The 18,262-nt window shown below is 69.8% G+C and carries 17 protein-coding genes; 6 read left to right on the top strand and 11 right to left on the bottom strand.

The features are described 5' to 3' along the window. Positions 1–20: 20 nt before the first annotated feature. From ABD212_RS03680 to dapA, 4 genes are all read right to left on the bottom strand, one after another. Positions 21–2,696: an FtsK/SpoIIIE family DNA translocase gene (locus tag ABD212_RS03680; protein WP_425561228.1), complete on the bottom strand. Its 2,676-nt coding sequence runs from the start codon at positions 2,694–2,696 to the stop codon at positions 21–23. 101 nt (positions 2,697–2,797) lie between these two features. Continuing rightward, positions 2,798–3,292 (bottom strand): GNAT family N-acetyltransferase, encoded by a 495-nt coding sequence (locus ABD212_RS03675; protein WP_344091295.1) that lies wholly within the window; start codon positions 3,290–3,292, stop codon positions 2,798–2,800. Between the two features lie 24 nt (positions 3,293–3,316). After that, the gene (locus ABD212_RS03670) at positions 3,317–4,993 is read right to left on the bottom strand and encodes a ribonuclease J (protein WP_344091293.1); all 1,677 of its coding nucleotides are present in this window, start codon (positions 4,991–4,993) and stop codon (positions 3,317–3,319) included. Between the two features lie 61 nt (positions 4,994–5,054). After that, the gene (dapA, locus tag ABD212_RS03665; RefSeq protein WP_344091290.1) at positions 5,055–6,032 is read right to left on the bottom strand and encodes a 4-hydroxy-tetrahydrodipicolinate synthase; all 978 of its coding nucleotides are present in this window, start codon (positions 6,030–6,032) and stop codon (positions 5,055–5,057) included. 94 nt (positions 6,033–6,126) lie between these two features. Here dapA and ABD212_RS03660 point away from each other — a divergent pair, with 94 nt between their 5' ends. After that, a complete protein-coding gene (locus ABD212_RS03660) occupies positions 6,127–7,704 on the top strand; it encodes a Na+/H+ antiporter (RefSeq protein WP_344091288.1) in 1,578 nt (525 codons plus the stop codon). Positions 7,705–7,824: 120 nt separating this feature from the next. Here the strand turns inward: ABD212_RS03660 and ABD212_RS03655 are convergent, their stop codons facing one another. Continuing rightward, positions 7,825–8,589: an SDR family NAD(P)-dependent oxidoreductase gene (locus tag ABD212_RS03655; protein ID WP_344091286.1), complete on the bottom strand. Its 765-nt coding sequence runs from the start codon at positions 8,587–8,589 to the stop codon at positions 7,825–7,827. A 57-nt stretch (positions 8,590–8,646) separates the two neighbouring features. Further along, positions 8,647–9,396: an FAD-dependent thymidylate synthase gene (thyX, locus tag ABD212_RS03650; RefSeq protein ID WP_344091284.1), complete on the bottom strand. Its 750-nt coding sequence runs from the start codon at positions 9,394–9,396 to the stop codon at positions 8,647–8,649. 124 nt (positions 9,397–9,520) lie between these two features. Here thyX and ABD212_RS03645 point away from each other — a divergent pair, with 124 nt between their 5' ends. The 4 genes from ABD212_RS03645 (at position 9,521) to ABD212_RS03630 (ending at position 12,001) form a co-directional block, all read left to right on the top strand. After that, positions 9,521–9,958 carry a TlpA family protein disulfide reductase gene (locus ABD212_RS03645; protein ID WP_344091282.1) on the top strand — a complete coding sequence of 146 codons (438 nt, stop codon included), beginning with the start codon at positions 9,521–9,523 and terminating at the stop codon, positions 9,956–9,958. Beyond that, on the top strand, positions 9,951–10,520 hold the full coding sequence (locus tag ABD212_RS03640) for a DUF4395 domain-containing protein (protein ID WP_344091280.1): 570 nt from the start codon (positions 9,951–9,953) through the stop codon (positions 10,518–10,520). The genes ABD212_RS03645 and ABD212_RS03640 overlap by 8 nt, the downstream gene beginning before the upstream one ends. Before the next feature lie 124 nt (positions 10,521–10,644). Continuing rightward, the gene (locus tag ABD212_RS03635) at positions 10,645–11,070 is read left to right on the top strand and encodes an OsmC family peroxiredoxin (RefSeq protein WP_344091278.1); all 426 of its coding nucleotides are present in this window, start codon (positions 10,645–10,647) and stop codon (positions 11,068–11,070) included. Next, positions 11,063–12,001, top strand: coding sequence for a TIGR01777 family oxidoreductase (locus tag ABD212_RS03630; RefSeq protein WP_344091277.1), 939 nt, complete (start codon positions 11,063–11,065; stop codon positions 11,999–12,001). Before ABD212_RS03635 ends, ABD212_RS03630 begins: the two co-directional genes overlap by 8 nt. On the opposite strand, the gene ABD212_RS03625 is transcribed toward ABD212_RS03630, so the two are convergent. Then, entirely contained in the window at positions 11,989–12,447 is a 459-nt protein-coding gene (locus ABD212_RS03625; RefSeq protein WP_344091276.1) for a tetratricopeptide repeat protein, read from the bottom strand. The genes ABD212_RS03630 and ABD212_RS03625 overlap by 13 nt on opposite strands. Continuing rightward, a complete protein-coding gene (locus tag ABD212_RS03620; RefSeq protein ID WP_344091274.1) occupies positions 12,444–13,256 on the bottom strand; it encodes a 4-hydroxy-tetrahydrodipicolinate reductase in 813 nt (270 codons plus the stop codon). Before ABD212_RS03620 ends, ABD212_RS03625 begins: the two co-directional genes overlap by 4 nt. Positions 13,257–13,320: 64 nt before the next feature. On the opposite strand from ABD212_RS03620, the gene ABD212_RS03615 reads away from it, so the two are divergent. Then, positions 13,321–13,845, top strand: coding sequence for a GNAT family N-acetyltransferase (locus ABD212_RS03615; protein WP_344091272.1), 525 nt, complete (start codon positions 13,321–13,323; stop codon positions 13,843–13,845). Here the strand turns inward: ABD212_RS03615 and ABD212_RS03610 are convergent. From ABD212_RS03610 to ABD212_RS03600, 3 genes are all read right to left on the bottom strand, one after another. Continuing rightward, the gene (locus ABD212_RS03610; RefSeq protein ID WP_344091270.1) at positions 13,833–14,435 is read right to left on the bottom strand and encodes a histidine phosphatase family protein; all 603 of its coding nucleotides are present in this window, start codon (positions 14,433–14,435) and stop codon (positions 13,833–13,835) included. The two genes, ABD212_RS03615 and ABD212_RS03610, sit on opposite strands and share 13 nt — an antisense overlap. Positions 14,436–14,519: 84 nt before the next feature. Continuing rightward, entirely contained in the window at positions 14,520–15,557 is a 1,038-nt protein-coding gene (locus ABD212_RS03605) for an aldo/keto reductase (RefSeq protein WP_344091268.1), read from the bottom strand. Between the two features lie 392 nt (positions 15,558–15,949). Further along, complete coding sequence (locus ABD212_RS03600; RefSeq protein WP_344091266.1) at positions 15,950–18,244, bottom strand: polyribonucleotide nucleotidyltransferase; 2,295 nt, start codon at positions 18,242–18,244, stop codon at positions 15,950–15,952. Positions 18,245–18,262 lie beyond the last annotated feature (18 nt).

Raw genomic sequence — 18,262 nt, 5'->3', positions numbered from 1 at the left:
CCTACTTGCCGGGCGGCGGATCAGTCCCGTCCGGTCAGGCCCCAGGCGTCTTCGTCATCCTCGCTCTCGACGACCGGGTAGCCGTGGAACTGGGCGTCCACCGGATCGGCGGCTCCGTCCTCGGGCTCGTCCTCGCCGCGGAGGCGCGCCAGGACGCCGGGCAGCTGCTCGTTCGTCACGAGCACATCGCGGGCCTTGGAGCCCTCGGACGGGCCGACGATCTCGCGGGACTCCAGCAGGTCCATGAGGCGCCCGGCCTTGGCGAACCCGACGCGGAGCTTGCGCTGCAGCATCGACGTCGAGCCGAACTGCGTCGAGACGACGAGCTCGGCGGCGGCGAGGAGCAGCTCGAGGTCGTCTCCGATGTCGGCGTCGACCTCCTTCTTCTCCGCGACGACCGCGACATCCGACCTGTACTCCGGCCGTGCCTGGGCGGTGACGTGCGCCACGACCTTCTCGATCTCGAGCTCGCTGACCCAGGCGCCCTGCACGCGGACGGCCTTGGACGCCCCCATCGGCAGGAACAGCGCGTCGCCCTGGCCGATGAGCCGATCGGCGCCCGGCTGATCGAGGATGACCCGCGAATCGGTGACGCTGGTCACCGCGAACGCGAGGCGTGAGGGCACATTCGCCTTGATGAGGCCGGTGACGACGTCCACCGACGGCCGCTGGGTGGCGAGGACGAGATGGATGCCGCTGGCCCGCGCCAGCTGGGTGATCCGCACGATCGAGTCCTCGACATCCCGAGGCGCGACCATCATGAGGTCGGCGAGCTCGTCCACGACCACGAGCAGATACGGGTAGGGCTTGAGGACGCGTTCGCTGCCCGGCGGCAGCTTGACCTCGCCGGAGCGGATGGCGCGATTGAAGTCGTCGATGTGGCGGAAGCCGAAGGACGCGAGGTCGTCGTACCGCATGTCCATCTCTTTCACGACCCACTGCAGCGCCTCGGCGGCCTTCTTGGGGCTCGTGATGATGGGCGTGATCAGGTGCGGGACTCCGGCATACGACGTCAGTTCGACCCGCTTCGGGTCGATGAGCACCATGCGCACGTCTGCGGGCTTCGCCTTCATGAGAAGGCTGGTGATCATCGAGTTGACGAAGCTCGACTTGCCCGATCCGGTGGAACCCGCCACGAGCAGATGCGGCATCTTGGCGAGGTTGGCGACGACGTACCCGCCGCCGACGTCCTTGCCGACGCCGATGGTCATGGGGTGCGTGGAGTTCTGCGCATTCGCCGAGCGGAGGACGTCGCCCAGGGTAACGATCTCGCGGTCGGCGTTCGGGATCTCGACGCCGATCGCGCTCTTGCCGGGGATCGGGGCGAGGATGCGCACCTCGTTGGATGCCACGGCGTACGCGATGTTGTTCGTGAGCGCGGTGATGCGCTCGACCTTGACGCCCGGTCCGACCTCGATCTCGTACTGCGTCACGGTCGGCCCGCGGGAGAATCCGGTGACCCGCGCGTCCACCTGGAACTGGTCGAGGACGCTGGTGATGGCGCGCACGGTGTCGTCATTGGCCTGCGACCGGGCCTTGTGCGGGCTGCCCGCCGCGAGCGCGTTGACCGACGGCAGGCGGTACGGCACGGGCGGCGTCGAACGCGGGCCATCGGATCCGATGCCCGAGAGGCCCGGCAGCACGCCGTCGTCCAGCGGGTCCTGGTCGGAGTCGTCGCGCAGCGACGTGCCGCCCTTCTTCGCGGCCTTGGCGCCCGCGAGCGTCGCCGGGTCGATCACCTCGGTGAGGGCGTCGGTGGGAACCGCCGGCACGATCGGAGTGACGGCCTGGTCGAACCCGCCCTGCGGCGCGCCCGGCTGCAGGAGTTCGGTGAGGTCCTGCGGTCCGATGCCCGTGTCCGGATCCTTCTCGCGACCGGATCTGTTGCGCCGCCACCACGGCAGCGCCTGCGACTGCGCCTCATCGGCGCGAGCGGGTGCGGCATCCGCGCCTCCTGCCGGCTGACCCGCCTCGGCGCCGAACATCCAGTTGTACAGCTGCCCGAGGCGCCGTCCGATGCGGTTCGGGGGGGTCTTCGTGATGATCAGGATGCTGAGCGCCGACAGCACGCCGAGCACGATGTATGCGCCGACATCCCTGAGCAGCAGCGCGAGGGGCTCGCCGATCATCCAGCCGAAGAGGCCGCCCGCCTGGCTGAGCGCCGGGAGTCCCTGATTGGGCTGCGGGCGCCCTCCGGCCACATGCAGGAAGCCGGCGATCGTCAGGATCAACAGCCCGAACCCGATCCCGATGCGTCCGTTGTCATGGACGCTGGCCGGATGCCGGAACATCCAGCCCGCGAGGATCAGGAGGAGGACCGGAAGGATGAACGCCTCGCGCCCGAGCAGGGCCCCGGCGGTGTACGAACTGATGGTCGTGGCGACATCCGAGCCGATGAAGAACCACTCGTTCACCGCGCCGGCGATCGCCAGCAGCACCAGCAGGAACGGGAAGCCGTCGCGCCGCTGATCCTTCTGGAGGGTCTCGGGGCCGAACGCGCGGAACAGACCGCCGGTCGCGTGCGCGAGACCCATCCAGGCGCGCACCAGCAGCGGCGGCTTGTCGGCGTCGCCGACATAGCGCTTGGGCGCCGGGGCCGGCTTGCTTGCGCGAGAGGATGACGAGCCACGCGTCGGCGTGCTCTTCGAGGGCGTGCCTTTGGAGGGCGCGCCTGTGCCTCTGGTCGAACTCGCCATGCCGTCAACGCTACGGCGCGGATCCGACTTTCCGCGGGAACGACGCGGTCTCGTGACCTGACCTGTTCGTCACCGCCCCGACGCTTGCGGTCCGCGGAGGCTCAGCGCAGCCGCTTCACCATCGTGTCGCGGCCGATGCCGCTCTGCGTCACCGCGAAGCCCTCGCTGCGGTACAGCGTGGTGGCGAAGTTGTCGCGCTCGACACTCAGGCTGATCCTCGCATATCCGTTCGCACGAGCGAGGTCGCACAGTCCTTGCAGCAGTGCGCGCCCGACGCCGTGCGCGCGCCAGATGGGGCGCACGCCGATGATGAGCTCGGGCACCCCGGTTCCGACGTAGGCGAAACCCGGATCGCTGCGGGGCAGCATCCGATACCAGGCGGCCCCGATCGGCTCACCGTGCGGACTGAGGGCGACCAGGCCGGCATCCCCCGGTCGCATCCAGCCCGCGACATAACGGCTGTGATCCGAGCTCGTGATGACCTCGTGCTTCGGCCGCGCTCCGCCCCGTCGCCAGTTCGCCGCCTCGACCACCATGTCGCCCAGGAACGCGCCGTCGGCTTGGGTGGCCGGGCGGATGCTGAACGACGAAGCCATGCAGGGGAGTGTAGTGGCGGCCGGTTACGCCTCGATGACGAGCGGGACGATCATCGGGCGGCGACGCAGCGACTGATTGACCCAGCGCCCGATCGTGCGCCGCACGATCTGCGACAGGGCGTGCCGGTCGCGCACCCCCGAGCGCGCTGCTTCGGCGAGCGCCGCGGCGATCTTCGGCTTGACGTCCTCGAACACGGTGTCGTCCTCGGCGAAGCCGCGGGCGTGGATCTCGGGGCCGGTGATGATCTTGCCCGTCGCGGCGTCGACGACGACGATCACCGAGATGAAGCCCTCTTCGCCGAGGATCCGGCGATCCTTGAGGTCGGCATCCGTGATCTCGCCCACCGTCGAGCCGTCGACGTAGACGAACCCGAGGTCGAGCTGGCCGACGACCCGCGCCACGCCGCCCTTGAGATCGACGATCGTTCCGTTCTCGCCGACGATCGTGCGCTCGGCGGCGATCCCGGTGTCCTGCGCGAGCTTGGCGTTCGCGATCAGGTGACGGTACTCGCCGTGGACGGGCAGGACGTTCTTCGGCTTGAGGATGTTGTAGCAGTAGAGCAGCTCACCCGCGGCGGCGTGGCCCGAGACGTGCACTTTGGCGTTGCCTTTGTGCACCACGTTCGCGCCGAGCTTCGTGAGTCCGTCGATCACGCGGTAGACGGCGTTCTCGTTGCCCGGGATGAGGCTCGACGCGAGGATCACGGTGTCGCCATGCCCCGGCTCGATCTCGTGATCGAGGTTGGCCATGCGGCTGAGCACGGCCATCGGCTCGCCCTGCGAGCCGGTCGACATGTAGACGATCTTGTCGTCCGGCAGATCCCGGGCCTTCTTGTACTCGATCAGCACCCCTTCGGGCACGTGCAGGTAGCCGAGGTCCGACGCGATCGTCATGTTGCGCACCATGCTTCGTCCGAGGAGCGCCACCCGGCGGCCGTGGGCGGCGGCGGCATCCAGCACCTGCTGCACCCGGTGCACGTGACTCGAGAAGCTGGCGACGATCACGCGGCGGGGCGCCTTGCCGATCACCTGGTCGAGCACCGGCCCGATCGACCGCTCGAGCGGCGTGAAGCCGGGCACGTCGGCGTTCGTGGAGTCGACGAGGAAGAGGTCCACCCCCTCCTCGCCCAGCCGCGCGAAGGCGCGGAGGTCGGTCAGCCGGCCGTCGAGCGGCAGCTGGTCCATCTTGAAGTCGCCGGTTGCGAGCACGGTTCCGGCGGGGGTGCGGATCGCCACCGCGAGCGCATCGGGGATCGAGTGGTTGACCGCGATGAACTCCAGGTCGAACGGCCCGAGGCTCTCGTGCTGGCCTTCGGTGACCGTCAGGCTGTACGGCCGGATCCGATGCTCTTTCAGCTTCGCCTCGGTCAGGGCGAGGGTGAGGCCCGAGCCGATGATCGGGATGTCCTGCTTCAGCCTCAGAAGGTACGGCACCGCCCCGATGTGGTCCTCGTGACCGTGCGTGAGGACGAGTCCGACGACGTCGCCGAGCCGGTTCTTGATCGGCTCGAAGTCCGGCAGGATCAGGTCGACGCCGGGCTGGTGCTCCTCGGGGAACAGCACTCCGCAGTCAACGATGAGGAGCTTGCCGGCGTATTCGAAGACGGTCATGTTGCGACCGACCTCGCCGAGCCCACCGAGCGGAGTGACCCGCAGGGTTCCGGCTTCGAGAGCGGGCGGGTCGTACACGGTGCTGGACATCAGTCACCCTCCTGGGATGCCGCGGCATCCGCATCTGCGCTGCATCGGGCGCGCATCTCGGTCATCGCGTCGTGCCGGAGACCTTCGGCAGCGCCCCACCCGCCGCGGCGTTGCGGTCGGGACGGAAGTTCGAGAAGTCCGCGCCGGGCACGTCGCGGACGAGCGCCAGCTCGTCCTCGATCTTCGCGGCCTCCCATTCCTCGGGGCCGACCAGCGGGAGCCGCACGCGCGGGCTTCCGATCCGGCCGAGCCCGTGGAGGATGTACTTCGCCGAGACGGTTCCCGGCACGTGGGTCATGACCGCCCGGACGAGCGGCTCGAGCTGCCGGTGCTCGGCGGTCGCCGCCGCGAGATCGCCGCGGTTCACGGCATCCACGATCACTCGATAGGGCTGCGCGGCGATGTTCGCCGTGACGCCGATGAGTCCGGTCGCCCCGATCGAGAGGTGCGGCAGCACGTTGGCGTCGTCGCCCGAGAAGTACATCAGGTCGGTCTGGTTGAGCACGCGGCTGACCTCGCTGAAGTCGCCCTTGGCGTCCTTGATCGCGAGCACGTTCGGGTGCTTCGCGATGCGCAGGATCGTCTCGTACTGGATCGGCACACCGGTGCGCCCGGGGATGTCGTACAGGATGACGGGAAGATCCGTGGCGTCTGCGACCAGGCGGAAGTGGGTCAGGACGCCGGCCTGCGTGGGCTTGTTGTAGTACGGCGTGACGATCATGATCCCGTCCGCGCCGGCCTTCTCGCTGGCCCGGTAGAGCTCGATCGCGTGCGCCGTCTCGTTGGAGCCGCCGCCGGTGATGATCCTGGCGCGGCCGGATGCGACATCCTTGCCGACTTCGACGAGCCGGATCTTCTCGGCATCCGTCAGCGTGCTCGTCTCACCGGTCGTGCCCGTCACGACGATGCCGTCCGCGCCGGCCGTGATGACATCGTCGATGTGCTTCTGGACGGCGGGCCAGTCGACCTCGCCGTCGGCCGTCATCGGGGTGACGAGCGCGACGAGCACCTGCCCGAAGGGATTGCCCGTGTGCGTCATGGCTTCAGGGTATCGGCTCGAGGGCGCGGGGCCTCCCCCGCGTCACGGGTGCTCGCTACGCTGGCGCCACACCCGCGATTCGAGGGAGGTCATCGTGCTCGCACTCGAAGCGATCGTCGCGATCGGCGTCATACTCGTCGTCGCCGCGGTGGCGGCGCCCCGGCTGCGGATACCGCTGGCACTCGTCCAGGTCGCGGCGGGCGTCCTGCTCGGATTCATCCCCGCGCTGCGGGACGTGCAGCTGCCGTCCGAGGCCGTCCTGCTGCTGTTCCTGCCGGCGATCCTGTTCTGGGAGAGCGTCACCACCTCCCTGCGCGAGAGCCGCCGCTACGTGCGCGTCATCCTCCTCAACGGCACCGTGCTCGTGGTGCTGACGGCGTTCGCCGTTGCGGGAGTGGGGGTGTGGTTCGGGATGCCGTGGGCCGTCGCCCTCGTGATGGGAGCCGCGCTCGCACCCACCGATGCGACCGCCGTGGGAAACCTCGCGGCGGGACTCCCGCTGCGACAGCGCACGCTGCTTCGCGCCGAGAGCCTCATCAACGACGGCACGGCGCTCGTGATCTTCGGTCTCGCAGTCAGCGTGGCGGCCGGAGTCGCGCAGTTCACCCCCTGGTCGGTGACCTGGGCGCTGGCCGTCTCGTACCTCGGCGGGATCGCGATAGGGCTCGCTGTCGGCTTCATCGGCTCTTACCTGCGGCGAATGAGCAACACCCTCGCCAGCAACGTGGCGATGATCGTGACCCCCTTCGTCGCGTTCCTGGTCGCCGAGCTCATCCACGCCTCGGGCGTGCTGGCGGTGGTCGTCTGCGGACTGCTCATGAGCCAGCGCGGCGCGCGGATCGCCCGCGCGGAGGCCCGGGATCAGGCCCGCTCGTTCTGGACGCTGACGACGTACATCCTCAACGGGGCCCTGTTCGTCCTGATCGGCCTCGAACTGCAGGTCGTGGTGCGGGCTCTGCCTTCGGGCGACCTGTGGTTCGGCGTGCTCCTCGGCCTGATCGTGTGGCTCGCGCTGATCGTGGTCCGGATGGCCTTCACGTTCGCCGCGACGGGCGTCATCCGGACCCTCGATCGCCGTCCCTACCAGCGGACGCTGCGCGCCCCGACGCGCGCGCTCGTCATGAACGCCTTCGCCGGGTACCGCGGTGCCGTGTCGCTCGCGGCCGCACTCGCGATCCCGCTCTCGGTCGTGGGCGGCGGCCCTTTCCCAATGCGCAACCTCATCGTCTTCGTGACAGCGGTGGTGATCGTCCTGACCCTCGCCGTGCAGGGACCGCTGTTCCCGGCGCTCGTGCGCTGGGCGCGGCTGCCCGCCGACAGTGTGGAGGACGAGCGCCTCCTCGCACAGACCGAGTCCACGCGTGCCGGACTCGCAGCCCTGCCGGGCCTCGCGGCATCGCTCGGCGTCGATGACGACGTGCGCGACAAGGTGGCCCGGGAGGCCGAGCGGCATCTCGCCGCGCTGGAGGTGGACGGTGAGACGCAGGATGGCGCCGAGACCGCGCGGGCCAAGGAGCAGTATGTGCGCCTCCGGCTCGCCCTGATGCAGGTCAAGCGGGAGACCGTGCTGCGCCTGCGCGACGAACGGCGCATCGACGACACCGTCGTGCGGGCGGTCGGCGCCCAGCTGGACCTGGAGGAGCTGCGGATCACCGGGCGCGAAGTCGAGTGAGAGGCGGCGAGTTCAGGCGATCACGCGGAATCCGTCCGATTCCGCGTGGACTGTCCTGATCTCGGCAACTCACCTGATCTGGACGCCGCCCGAGCAGCGGGGCGGCGAGGTCGACCCAGCTCAGCGGCCGGTCTCGCCGGCCTTGACCACGATGGATGCCGGGACCACCCGCGTGAGCGCGATGAGCAGCTTGTAGCGCAGCGACGGGATCGAGACCGCCCTGCCGCGCGCTGCGTCGCGCAGGGCCGCTCGCACGACGTCGGGGGCGTTGAGCCACATCAGTCGCGGGACGCCCTCGTCTCCGGGCGGCAGTCCGAGCCGCTCGTGGAAGCCGGTGTGGACGAACCCCGGGCACACCGCGGTCACCGTCACTCCTCGTGGACCGTATCGCACGTTCGCCCAGCGGCTGAAGCTGATGACCCAGCCCTTCACGGCGCCATACGTGCCGCGTGGGATGAACCCGGCGACCGAGGCGACGTTGATGATGCGTCCGCCCCCCCGGGTCAGCATCGGGCCGAGGGCGGCGTGGGCGAGTCGCATCGGCGCCTCGACGTGCAGGGCGAGGTGCCGCGCCTCCTCCTCGATGTCGTTGCGCTCGAACGCGAGCGGAAGCCCGTAGCCCGCGTTGTTGACGAGGATCTCGATCGGGCGCTCGTCGTCCTCCAGGCGCTCGACGACCTTCTCGCGCTGCTCCGGTTCGGTCAGGTCCGCCGCGAGCACTTGGACGCCGATCCCATACCTCCCGCGCAGCGATGTCGCCACCGATTCGAGGGCGTCCTCGTCGCGGGCGACGAGGATCAGATCGGCGCCGCGCTCAGCGAGCTGCCGGGCGAACTCGGCGCCGAGCCCGGAGCTCGCGCCGGTGATGAGAGCGGTCCTGGCCATGGCTACGAGCCTAGGTCGCCGACGCGAGGAGGCATCACGGCGAGTGCGGATGCCCCGCTACGGGGCCACGCGCCCGTTCGCGTTGAAGGCCGCACGGGTCAGCGGCATGAGCTCGCCCCAGATCGCCTCCATCTTCTCGGCGCACATCTCGATCTCGCGCTGCGGGAATGAGGGGAAGTGCGTCCCTTCGACCTTGGTGCGAAGCGACAGGAAGTTCATGAGCGAGCGCGCGTTCATCGTCACGTACATCGACGAGTAGATGTTGAGGGGCAGCACGATGCGCGCCACTTCGCGGGCGACCCCGGCGTCGAGCATCCGCTGGTATGCGTCGAAGGCGAAGCTCGCGGCGTCGCGCGTGGCCGTATCGACGAGCGCATACTGCTCCTCGCTGCCCGGGAGGAACTCGTAGGCGCCCGGCTTGCCGATCTGCAGGAGGTTGCGCTCCGGCCCCGGGACGTAGAACACCGGGCGGAGCTCGCGATAGCGACCCGATTCCTCGTTGTAGGACGCGATGCGATGGCGCATGAACTCGCGGAAGACGAAGATCGGCGCCTGGACGTAGAACGTCATGGAGTTGTGCTCGAAGGGCGACCCGTGGCGGTCGCGCATCAGGTAATTGATGAGCCCGCGGTCGCGCGCGGTCGCCTCGGTGCCGGCGGCAGCGGCGTCCAGCGTCTGCTCCCCTTGCGTCGAGACCCGGGCAGCGAAGAGGACGTCTGAATCGGATGCGCTGGAGCGGACGATCTCCACTGTCACGTCGCTGCGGAACTCGATCTCGGGCGGGGCGGGAGCCGTGTCGTCAGTCACGCGGCCAGACTACCGGGGCGGGGCCCGTCGACAGCCTCAGGCATGAGCAGGTTTGTTACGGCCCGCGCGTCATACTCGCGACATCCGGGATCCATTCAGGCGCAACGAGATAGCCTGATCAGCTGTGACCTTCGTGAGCGCTCTCATAGGCCTCGCCCTCCTGCTGACGGCGACGGTCGCCGTCGGCGTCTTCCTGCAATGGCGCCAGGGCCGCCCCAGTCGGCACGTCGTCCACGAGGTCGTCGAGCCGGTCCGCCTCGGTGCCGACGCGCTCGGCGAAGTCGCCACGCTGCTGCAGTTCAGCACCGAGCTGTGCGCCCGCTGTCCGGGGGTCCACCGGACGCTCCGGACGATCGCCGATGGTCGCGACGGGGTCCGGCACCTCGATGTCGACCTGACGCATCGCCCGGACATCGCGAAGCACTTCCACGTGCTGCAGACCCCGACGACCCTCGTGCTCGACCGCAACGGAGTCGTGCAGACCCGGTTCGGGGGCGTGCCGAGCCGGGAAGTGCTCGAACTCGAGTTGAACCGCCTCACCGGAGAGGATGCCAATGTCTGATCGACTCGATGCCGCTGCGACAGCAGGTTCGCACACGGCCGCCCACGCGGGAGGCTCCTCCGCGCGCGGGATCGACTCGCGCGGCCCGCGCTTCGCGGCCGGCATCACCTCGCTCCTGCTGCTCATCGCCGTCTTCCTGGGTCTCACCGGGCTTTCGACGTCGGCCGATCTCGCCGACGCCACTGTCGCGGAGCGGGCCCTCGACCCCGGCTTCCTCCTGCTGCTCGTCACCGCGCTCCTGTTCCTGTGGGGCGTCATGTCGCCCCGCACGGCGCCGTGGGGTGTGGTCTACCGGAAACTCGTTCAACCGCGACTCGGTCCGCCGAGCGAACTCGAAGACCCGCGCCCGCCCCGCTTCGCGCAAGGGGTCGGACTCTTCGTCGTCGGGGTGGGCCTCGTGCTGCACCTGCTCGGCGTGCCGTGGGCCCTGCCGGTCGCTGGGGCCTCGGCCTTCGTCGCCGCCTTCCTCAACGCCGTGTTCGGGCTGTGCCTCGGCTGCCAGCTCTACCTGCTGCTGCAGCGCGCCGGCCTCGTGGGGCGTGAGCGCCCCGCTGGCGCCTGACGCAGAGGCCGCCCACCATGTCCGCCACCGCGCGATGTCAACCCATCGCGCACCGCGAGCCGCGCGGTTAGGCTGACCGCGATGCGCCCCGGCCGCGGGCGCGCGTGGACACAGGAGGTTCCCGATGACCGTCACGAGCGAAGCCACCACCGCTTGGAAGGGCTCCCTCATCGAGGGTTCCGGCACCGTCAGCCTGGTCTCGTCGGGGCTCGCCACCTTCGACGTCGACTGGAAGGCCCGAAGCGAGGGCTCGACCGGCATCACCACTCCCGAAGAACTCCTCGCCGCGGCGCACTCGTCGTGCTTCAGCATGGAGTTCTCGTCGCAGCTCGCGAAGAACGGCACCCCACCGGAGTCGATCGAGACGACGGCATCCGTGACCTTCCAGAAGGGCGTCGGGATCACCGGAAGCCATCTCAACGTGAACGCCGTCGTACCCGGGATCAGCCCTGAGGACTTCGAGCGCCTTGCCGAGAACGCGCGGTCAGGATGCCCGGTCTCGCGCGCGCTGGCCGGCATCGACATCACCCTCGAGGCGACGCTTGCCTGAAGCGGGCAGCGGCGCGACCGGCATCCATCGTGTGGTCGTCGCCGGAGCGTCCGGACTCATCGGCTCCGCGCTCGTGGATCAGCTGCGCGCCGACGACGTCGAGGTCGTCACCCTCGTCCGCCGACCCCCCGAGCGACCGGGCGAGGTCGAATGGCTCACCGGTCCGGATCCGTTCGACCCGGGGGTTCTCGAGGGCGCGGACGCCGTGGTGGGGCTGAACGGTGCGAGCATCGGGCGCTTCCCGTGGACCGCGAAGTATCAGAGCACGCTCGTCTGGTCTCGCGTCACCCCCACGCGCGCGATCGCGCGGGCGGTGCGAGAGCTCGGAGCTGATGCGCCGGCCTTCGTGTCGGCCTCGGCGGTCGGGTACTACGGTTCGTCGGTCGGCAGGCGGTTGCCCGAGGCCGCACCCCGCGGCGAGACGTTCCTGGCGGATCTGTGCGGCGAGTGGGAGTCGGCCGCCCTCGCTGCCGGCGACAAGGCGCGGGTGGCGCTTCTCCGCACGGCGCCGATCGTCCACCGACAGGGCGTGCTCGCGCCGCTGATGCTGCTCACCCGCCTGGGCGTCAGCGGTCCCATCGGCCGCGGCACCCAGGTGTGGCCGTGGATCACGCTCGAGGACGAGGTGCGTGCGATCCGCCACGTGATGGCCGCCGGCATCACCGGTCCGGTGAACCTGGCGGGTCCCACCCGGGCGACCGCGAACGATCTCGGCTTCGCACTCGCGGTGCGGATGAACCGCCCGTACGTGCTGCGCGCCCCGGCGTGGGCGATCTCGCTGGTGCTCGGCGCCGACGCCACCGAGGCGCTGCTCACGGCTGATCTGGACATCGTTCCGGACGTGCTCGACCGGACGGGGTTCACGTTCCTGCATCGGACGGTCGAAGAGGCCATCGCCGCGGCCGTGCCGGCGGCGGGTCAGCCGGCCTGACCTCGGCGCTGCGCACCCTCGAGCCGGATCGCCGAGCGCACCGCCTCGCGCGCCCGTCGACGGTCGCCCGCCGCGTCGTACGCGAGCCCCAGCCGGTACCACGCGCGCCAGTCGTCCGGATGCGCCTCGACATCCATCCGATACGCCGGGAACACGGCATCCGCATCCGCGCGGATGACCCGGCCGCTCGGACGCACCGCGACCTCGTCGTCGGGCAGACCACCCTCGGACTCCAGTCGTCGCCCGAGCCGCTCGGCGCGGACGCCGAACCACAGCTCGCGCCCGAGCGCCCAGGCGGCGACGAGCGGAAGGACGACGAGGGCCGCTCCGAGGGCGATCGCGATCGGCTCGTGCGCCGTGAGCAGCAGCCAGGCGCGCTGCGCGACGAAGCCGATGTACAGGGCGAGGAGCGCCGCCATGACGGCGACGCCGACGCGCACGCTCATGCGCCGGTCGTGCGAGCGACCTGCCCTGGCACTCCGCCTTCGTCGACGGGTCGCTCCGGGCTGCGCTCGGGACGGCGGATGCCGATGTCTACGAAGCTGTCGAGTCCGACGGTGACGCCCCGCGCGTCGCGGGCGGCGAGGAGCGCGAGCCGGATACCGGGACCGTATGCGAGCGCCGGCTCGATGGTGTCGTGGACGATGGTGAGCGACTCCCCCGCACCCGAGAGGATCGTCTCCTGACGCGCCACCACGCCGGGCCTGCGCAGCGAGTGGATGGGGATGCTGGCCACCTGCTGGCCGCGCGCTCGCTGGTCGACATGGGGCGACTCGACGGGGCCGACGGTCGCGCGGGCCGCGGCGATGACCTCGGCCGTTCGTATCGCCGTGCCGCTGGGCGAGTCGACCTTGGTCTCGCGATGCGCCTCGACGATCTCGATCGACGGGAAGAACGGAGCGGCCGCAGCCGCGATCGCGGAACCCAGCACCGAGCCGAGCGAGAAGTTCGGGATGAACACCGCGCCGGTTCCGGCCGCCTCGACGAGCGGTCTGACCAGCGCGATCCGCTCAGCAGACCAGCCCGAGGTGCCCACGAGGAGATTCGCGCCCCGTTCGATGGCCGCGCGCACGACGTCGATCGACACCGCCGCCGTCGAGGCGTCGACGACCAGATCGGCGCCGTCGAGCTCGGCCAGGTCGGACTTCGAAGACAGCGCGGCGACGATCTCGAACTCGTCGGACTCGTCGATCACCCCGCTGATGATCCCCCCGAGCTTGCCGGTGCCCCCCACGATGGCCACGCGCGTCGTCATGGGAACCATCCTAGGCGGGCGGTCCGCAGCGGCCCGGCCCATCGGGGCCGCCTACGCTGGTGGGGTGGTCTCGCTGCGCCCCTCCCCCGTCGACGCCCCCGATGCACACGCACTGCTGGTGGCGTACTTCACGTCGCGCGAGATCGGCTTCGCCCACCAGAACGTCGTTTACACGGCCACCTTCCCCGATCCCGCGGTGTTCCAGCCGCCGGCAGGGGTGTTCGTCCTCGTCGAAGACGAGCACGCCGGACCGGTGGGCTGCGGCGGCATCCGGCTCATTCCGGACGGTCCCCTCGGACGTCGCTACGAGGTCAAGCACCTGTACCTGAGCCCGCAGACACGAGGCAGAGGCTGGGGCCGGCTGCTCCTGGACGATCTCGAGCGCCGGGCCATCGCATTCGGAGCGCGGGAACTCGTGCTCGACACCCACCACTCGCTCGAGGCCGCCGGCGGACTGTACGCGACTTCGGGGTTCGTCGAGATCGAGCCCTACAACGACAACCCCAACGCGACGCGGTGGTACGCGAAGACCCTGGTCGGCGCGGGCGCGCCCGAGGGCGCCGACGGACCCGGGCGCTATACCGGGTAGATCTCGGGGAGGCCCGTCCGCAGCTCCACCGGCAGGTGCGCCATGTCGTTGTGCGACAGCAGCGTCCACGGCCGACCCTGCCGCTGCGCGATCACGCTCAGCCCGCAGTGCGCCTGGTTGAGCGTCATCCATCGCCAGTCGGGGGCCTGGAGCACCTCGCGGATGAACCAGCCGATCACGAAGTTGTGCGTGATCAGCAGCTCGTGGACCTCGCCGCGCTTGCGCACCAGGAATTCGCTGACGGCATCCGCCATCTGAGCGCTGCCCGCTTCGACCTCGGCTTGGGTAACCGAGCCGAAGAAGGGCTCGAACACCGCAGGGGTCTCGCTCGTCATCCCGGTCGGGACGCAGTCGAACAGCAGCGCCGAGGGCTGCGGAGAAAGCGACGGCATCCGCTCGGCGACGGCGCGCGCCGTCTGACTCGCGCGCTCGAGCGGGGAATGCCAGACCGCGTCGAACGGGACTCCCGACAGCCGGTCGGCCAGCAGTGCGGCCTGCCTGCGGCCGCGCGGCGAAAGGCGTCCGTCTACGAGGCCATGCTCGGCGTCCTGGTGCTCGCCATGCCGCACCAGATAGATGTAGTGCGTCACGCAGCTCACTCCGTCGGGATTCGCGGCCCCCGCAGGGGCACTCCTCCACCTTATGTCACCGGTGCGACGTCTCCCGCGAACGGGCTATTCGGCGGCGCGGGCGATGTCCGAGAGGTGCGCGCGGCTGAGCGGGATGCCGACTCCCTGGACGAGCTCCTGGACGTGCTGCGGGGCGTACGCGTTGATGATCGGCGCAGTGACGAGCTTCTGCGCGAGCAGCCACGCCACCGCCACTGCGGCATCCGGCACACCGAGCTCGGTGCCGACCACGTCGAGCGCGCGCAGCGTGCGGCTGCCGCGGCGGTTCACGTTCGCAGCGAGCTGCGCGCCGCGCACCGACAGGCTTCCGCGAGTGCGGGTGCGGTGGCGGCCGGCGAGGAACCCGTGCTCGAGCCCGTGCGACGGAGTCACCGCCATGCCCTGGGCGCCGGCCACGAGGCGCAGGTCGGCATCGAACTCGTGGCGGCGCAGCACGTTGAACGGCACGTCCAGCACGGTGATGCGCGGATAGCCCGCCGAAGCGAGGATGCGGGCCTCGACCAGCTGCGCCGCCGTGGTGCCGACCGCACCGATCGCCGCGACCTTGCCCGACTCGACGAGCCACTCCGCTGTCGCGAGGGTGTCCTCGAGCGCCGTAGCCGAATCGGTCGTGGCGTCGAGGTACAGTACGTCGAGGCGATCGGTGCCGAGTCGCGTCAGCGACGCTTCGACGGCACGCACGAGGTTGACCGGCCCGAGTCCGGGATTGTCGGGGTGCCCGCCGATGCGCACCGTCAGCACGATCTCGTCGCGCAGGCCCCGCGAGCGCAGCCACTGTCCGATGATGTGCTCACTGCGGCCGGCCGAGAAGCTGTCCGCGGTGTGCACGGCGTTCCCGCCGAGTTCGACATACGCGTCGAGGATCTCGTGGCTGGATTCCAGGTCGACATTCCACCCGAACTCGGCGCCGCCGAGGATGAGCGGGAAGATGGTCGCGCCCGTCTCGCCGAGTGCGACACGGAGATTGCGCCCGACCGGCGGACCCTGCACCGGAATCGGGGCGGACGGGTGCAGTGAGGTCGGCTCGTCGGTGGCCTCAGGGCTCGCCGACGAGAGCGTCGAGCCGATGCCGAAGAACGCCATGTGCCACCCCCTCACGAGGACTCCTGCGGAGCTCCTCGTGATCGCCTTTTCCACACCCCCCGGCGCGGTACTTTGAGGGTAAGGCAGTCCGGTCGACGGACCGTTCAGTGAACGGTCCTGTCGGTAAACTTTTCATAACACTTGCGTCACGGTCGGGTGCGGATGCCGCAATCTGTCCCCCTTTCGGTGGACAGCCAGAGCGAAACCCGCCCGTTGCCGCCCGAATCGGTGGTCTCACCGTGCAGGTTGCGTTCGCGGGCGCGAGCGCGCTTCGACAGCGACGCCCGCCTCCTCGTGAAAGGAGACGGGCGTCGTTCTGATACGGGTGGGTGGGCCTTATGTGTCGTCACACCGCCGAAGGCTCAGCCTCGGGGCCTTCCCACGCCGAAGGCTCAGCCTTCGGCGGGAGGAACCTCCGCGCCGTGGCTGGCCGCGTCGCGACCCTCCTGGTCGGCCGGCTCCTCGAGCACGGGCTCGAGCGAGAGCTTGCCGCGGTCGTCCACCTTGGTGATTCGCACGAGCAGCTTCTGACCCACACCGAGCACGTCCTCGACGTTCTCGACGCGCTTGCCGCCGGCGAGCTTGCGGACCTCGCTGACGTGCAGCAGGCCGTCCTTGCCGGGCAGGAGCGAGATGAACGCGCCGAAGGTCGCGATCTTCACGACGGTGCCGAGGAACTGCTCGCCGACCTCGGGGTTGGTCGGGTTCGCGATCGCGTTGACCTGGGCGCGGGCGGCCTCGGCCGACGGGCCGTCGACGGCGCCGATGTAGACGGTGCCGTCCTCCTCGATGGAGATGTCGGCGCCGGTCTCGTCCTGGATCGCGTTGATCGTCTTGCCCTTGGGCCCGATGAGCTCGCCGATCTTGTCGACCGGGATCTGCACGCTGATCACGCGCGGCGCAGTCGGAGCCATCTCGTCCGGACCGTCGATCGCGGCGTTCAGCACGTTCAGGATCGTGATGCGGGCGTCGTGGGCCTGCTGCAGCGCGGCCGACAGCACCGACGACGGAATGCCGTCGAGCTTCGTGTCGAGCTGGATCGCGGTCACGAACTCGCTCGTGCCGGCGACCTTGAAGTCCATGTCGCCGAGCGCATCCTCGGCGCCCAGGATGTCGGTCAGCGCCGCGTAGCGGGTCTGGCCGTCGACCTGGTCGGATACGAGACCCATCGCGATGCCCGCGACCGGTGCCCGCAGGGGCACTCCGGCGTTCAGCAGCGAGAGCGTGGACGCGCAGACCGAGCCCATCGACGTCGAGCCGTTGGAGCTCAGCGCCTCGGAGACCTGGCGGATGGCGTAGGGGAACTCGTCGCGGGCGGGAAGCACCGGCACGAGGGCGCGCTCGGCGAGGAAGCCGTGCCCGATCTCGCGACGCTTCGGGCTGCCGACCCGGCCGGTCTCACCGGTCGAGTAAGGCGGGAAGTTGTAGTGGTGCAGGTAGCGCTTGTGCGTCACCGGCGACAGCGAGTCGATCTGCTGCTCCATCTTGAGCATGTTCAGCGTCGTGACGCCCAGGATCTGGGTCTCGCCGCGCTGGAAGATCGCCGAGCCGTGGACGCGCGGGATGACCTGCACCTCGGCGTCGAGCGGACGGATGTCGGCGAGCCCGCGTCCGTCGATGCGGACGCCATCGGTCAGGATGCGTCCGCGCACGATCTTCTTCGTGACCGACTTGTAGGCGGCGGAGAACTCCAGCGTCGCGACGGCGGGGAGCTCCCCGGCCTCGACGGCGGCTAGCAGCTCGCCCTTGACCCGGTCCTTGACCGCGTCATCCGCGTTCTGACGGTCCTGCTTGTCGGCGATCTGGTAGACATCCACGAGGTCGCCGTACGACCGGCCCGCGACGAAGTCGTACGTCTGCTGGCTGTAGGGCAGGAAGACCGGGTACTCCTGGATCTCCTTGGCGGCGGTGCTCGCGAGCACGGCCTGCGCGTCCGCGAGCTGCTTGAGGAACGGCTTCGCCGCCTCGAGACCCTGCGCGACGACCTCTTCGCTGGGCTTGGTGGCGCCCGCCTTGATCAGGTTCCAGCTGTGCTCGGTGGCCTCGGCCTCGACCATCATGATCGCGACGTCTTCGTTTCCTGCGGCATCCGTCACGACCCGACCGGCGACGATGAGATCGAACACGGCCTCTTCGAGCACCTTGGTGTTCGGGAACGCGACCCACTGGTCGGCGTGGTCGCCGTGGCCCGGGACGAGCGCGAGGCGGACGCCGGCGATCGGACCCGAGAACGGCAGACCCGAGATCTGCGTCGACGCCGAGGCCGCGTTGATCGCGAGCGCGTCGTAGAACTCACCCGGCGCGATCGAGAGCACCGTGACGACGATCTGGATCTCGTTGCGCAGACCCTCGACGAACGAGGGACGCAGCGGCCGGTCGATCAGGCGGCAGACCAGGATCGCCTCGGTCGAGGGACGCCCCTCGCGACGGAAGAACGAACCGGGGATCTTCCCCGCGGCGTACGAGCGCTCTTCGACGTCGACGGTCAGCGGGAAGAAGTCGAAGCCCTCGCGGGGCTGCTTGCTCGCGCTGGTCGCAGAGAGGAGCATCGTCTCCTCGTCGAGGTACGCGGCGACGGCGCCCTGCGCCTGCTGCGCGAGACGTCCGGTTTCGAACCGGACCGTGCGGGTGCCGAAACGTCCGTTGTCGAGGACAGCTTCGGCGAATGTGATTTCAGGACCTTCCAAGAGGTCTCTCCTTTTCAT

It is taken from the genome of Microbacterium deminutum (assembly GCF_039530205.1).
In the GTDB taxonomy this organism is placed as follows: Bacteria; Actinomycetota; Actinomycetes; order Actinomycetales; family Microbacteriaceae; genus Microbacterium; species Microbacterium deminutum.
Note: the sequence above shows the minus strand (reverse complement) of the source record. Positions and strands in the feature narration are given on the sequence as shown.

Bases quoted from the DNA above. Each gene is read 5' to 3' on its own strand.
- ABD212_RS03675 (WP_344091295.1), bottom strand. From the start codon at position 3,292: ATGGCTTCGTCGTTCAGCATCCGCCCGGCCACCCAAGCCGACGGCGCG.
- ABD212_RS03620 (WP_344091274.1), bottom strand. From the start codon at position 13,256: ATGACGACGCGCGTGGCCATCGTGGGGGGCACCGGCAAGCTCGGGGGG.
- ABD212_RS03680 (WP_425561228.1), bottom strand. From the start codon at position 2,696: ATGGCGAGTTCGACCAGAGGCACAGGCGCGCCCTCCAAAGGCACGCCC.
- ABD212_RS03625 (WP_344091276.1), bottom strand. From the start codon at position 12,447: ATGAGCGTGCGCGTCGGCGTCGCCGTCATGGCGGCGCTCCTCGCCCTG.
- ABD212_RS03670 (WP_344091293.1), bottom strand. From the start codon at position 4,993: ATGTCCAGCACCGTGTACGACCCGCCCGCTCTCGAAGCCGGAACCCTG.
- dapA (WP_344091290.1), bottom strand. From the start codon at position 6,032: ATGACGCACACGGGCAATCCCTTCGGGCAGGTGCTCGTCGCGCTCGTC.
- ABD212_RS03655 (WP_344091286.1), bottom strand. From the start codon at position 8,589: ATGGCCAGGACCGCTCTCATCACCGGCGCGAGCTCCGGGCTCGGCGCC.
- ABD212_RS03640 (WP_344091280.1), top strand. From the start codon at position 9,951: ATGTCTGATCGACTCGATGCCGCTGCGACAGCAGGTTCGCACACGGCC.
- ABD212_RS03635 (WP_344091278.1), top strand. From the start codon at position 10,645: ATGACCGTCACGAGCGAAGCCACCACCGCTTGGAAGGGCTCCCTCATC.
- ABD212_RS03605 (WP_344091268.1), bottom strand. From the start codon at position 15,557: ATGGCGTTCTTCGGCATCGGCTCGACGCTCTCGTCGGCGAGCCCTGAG.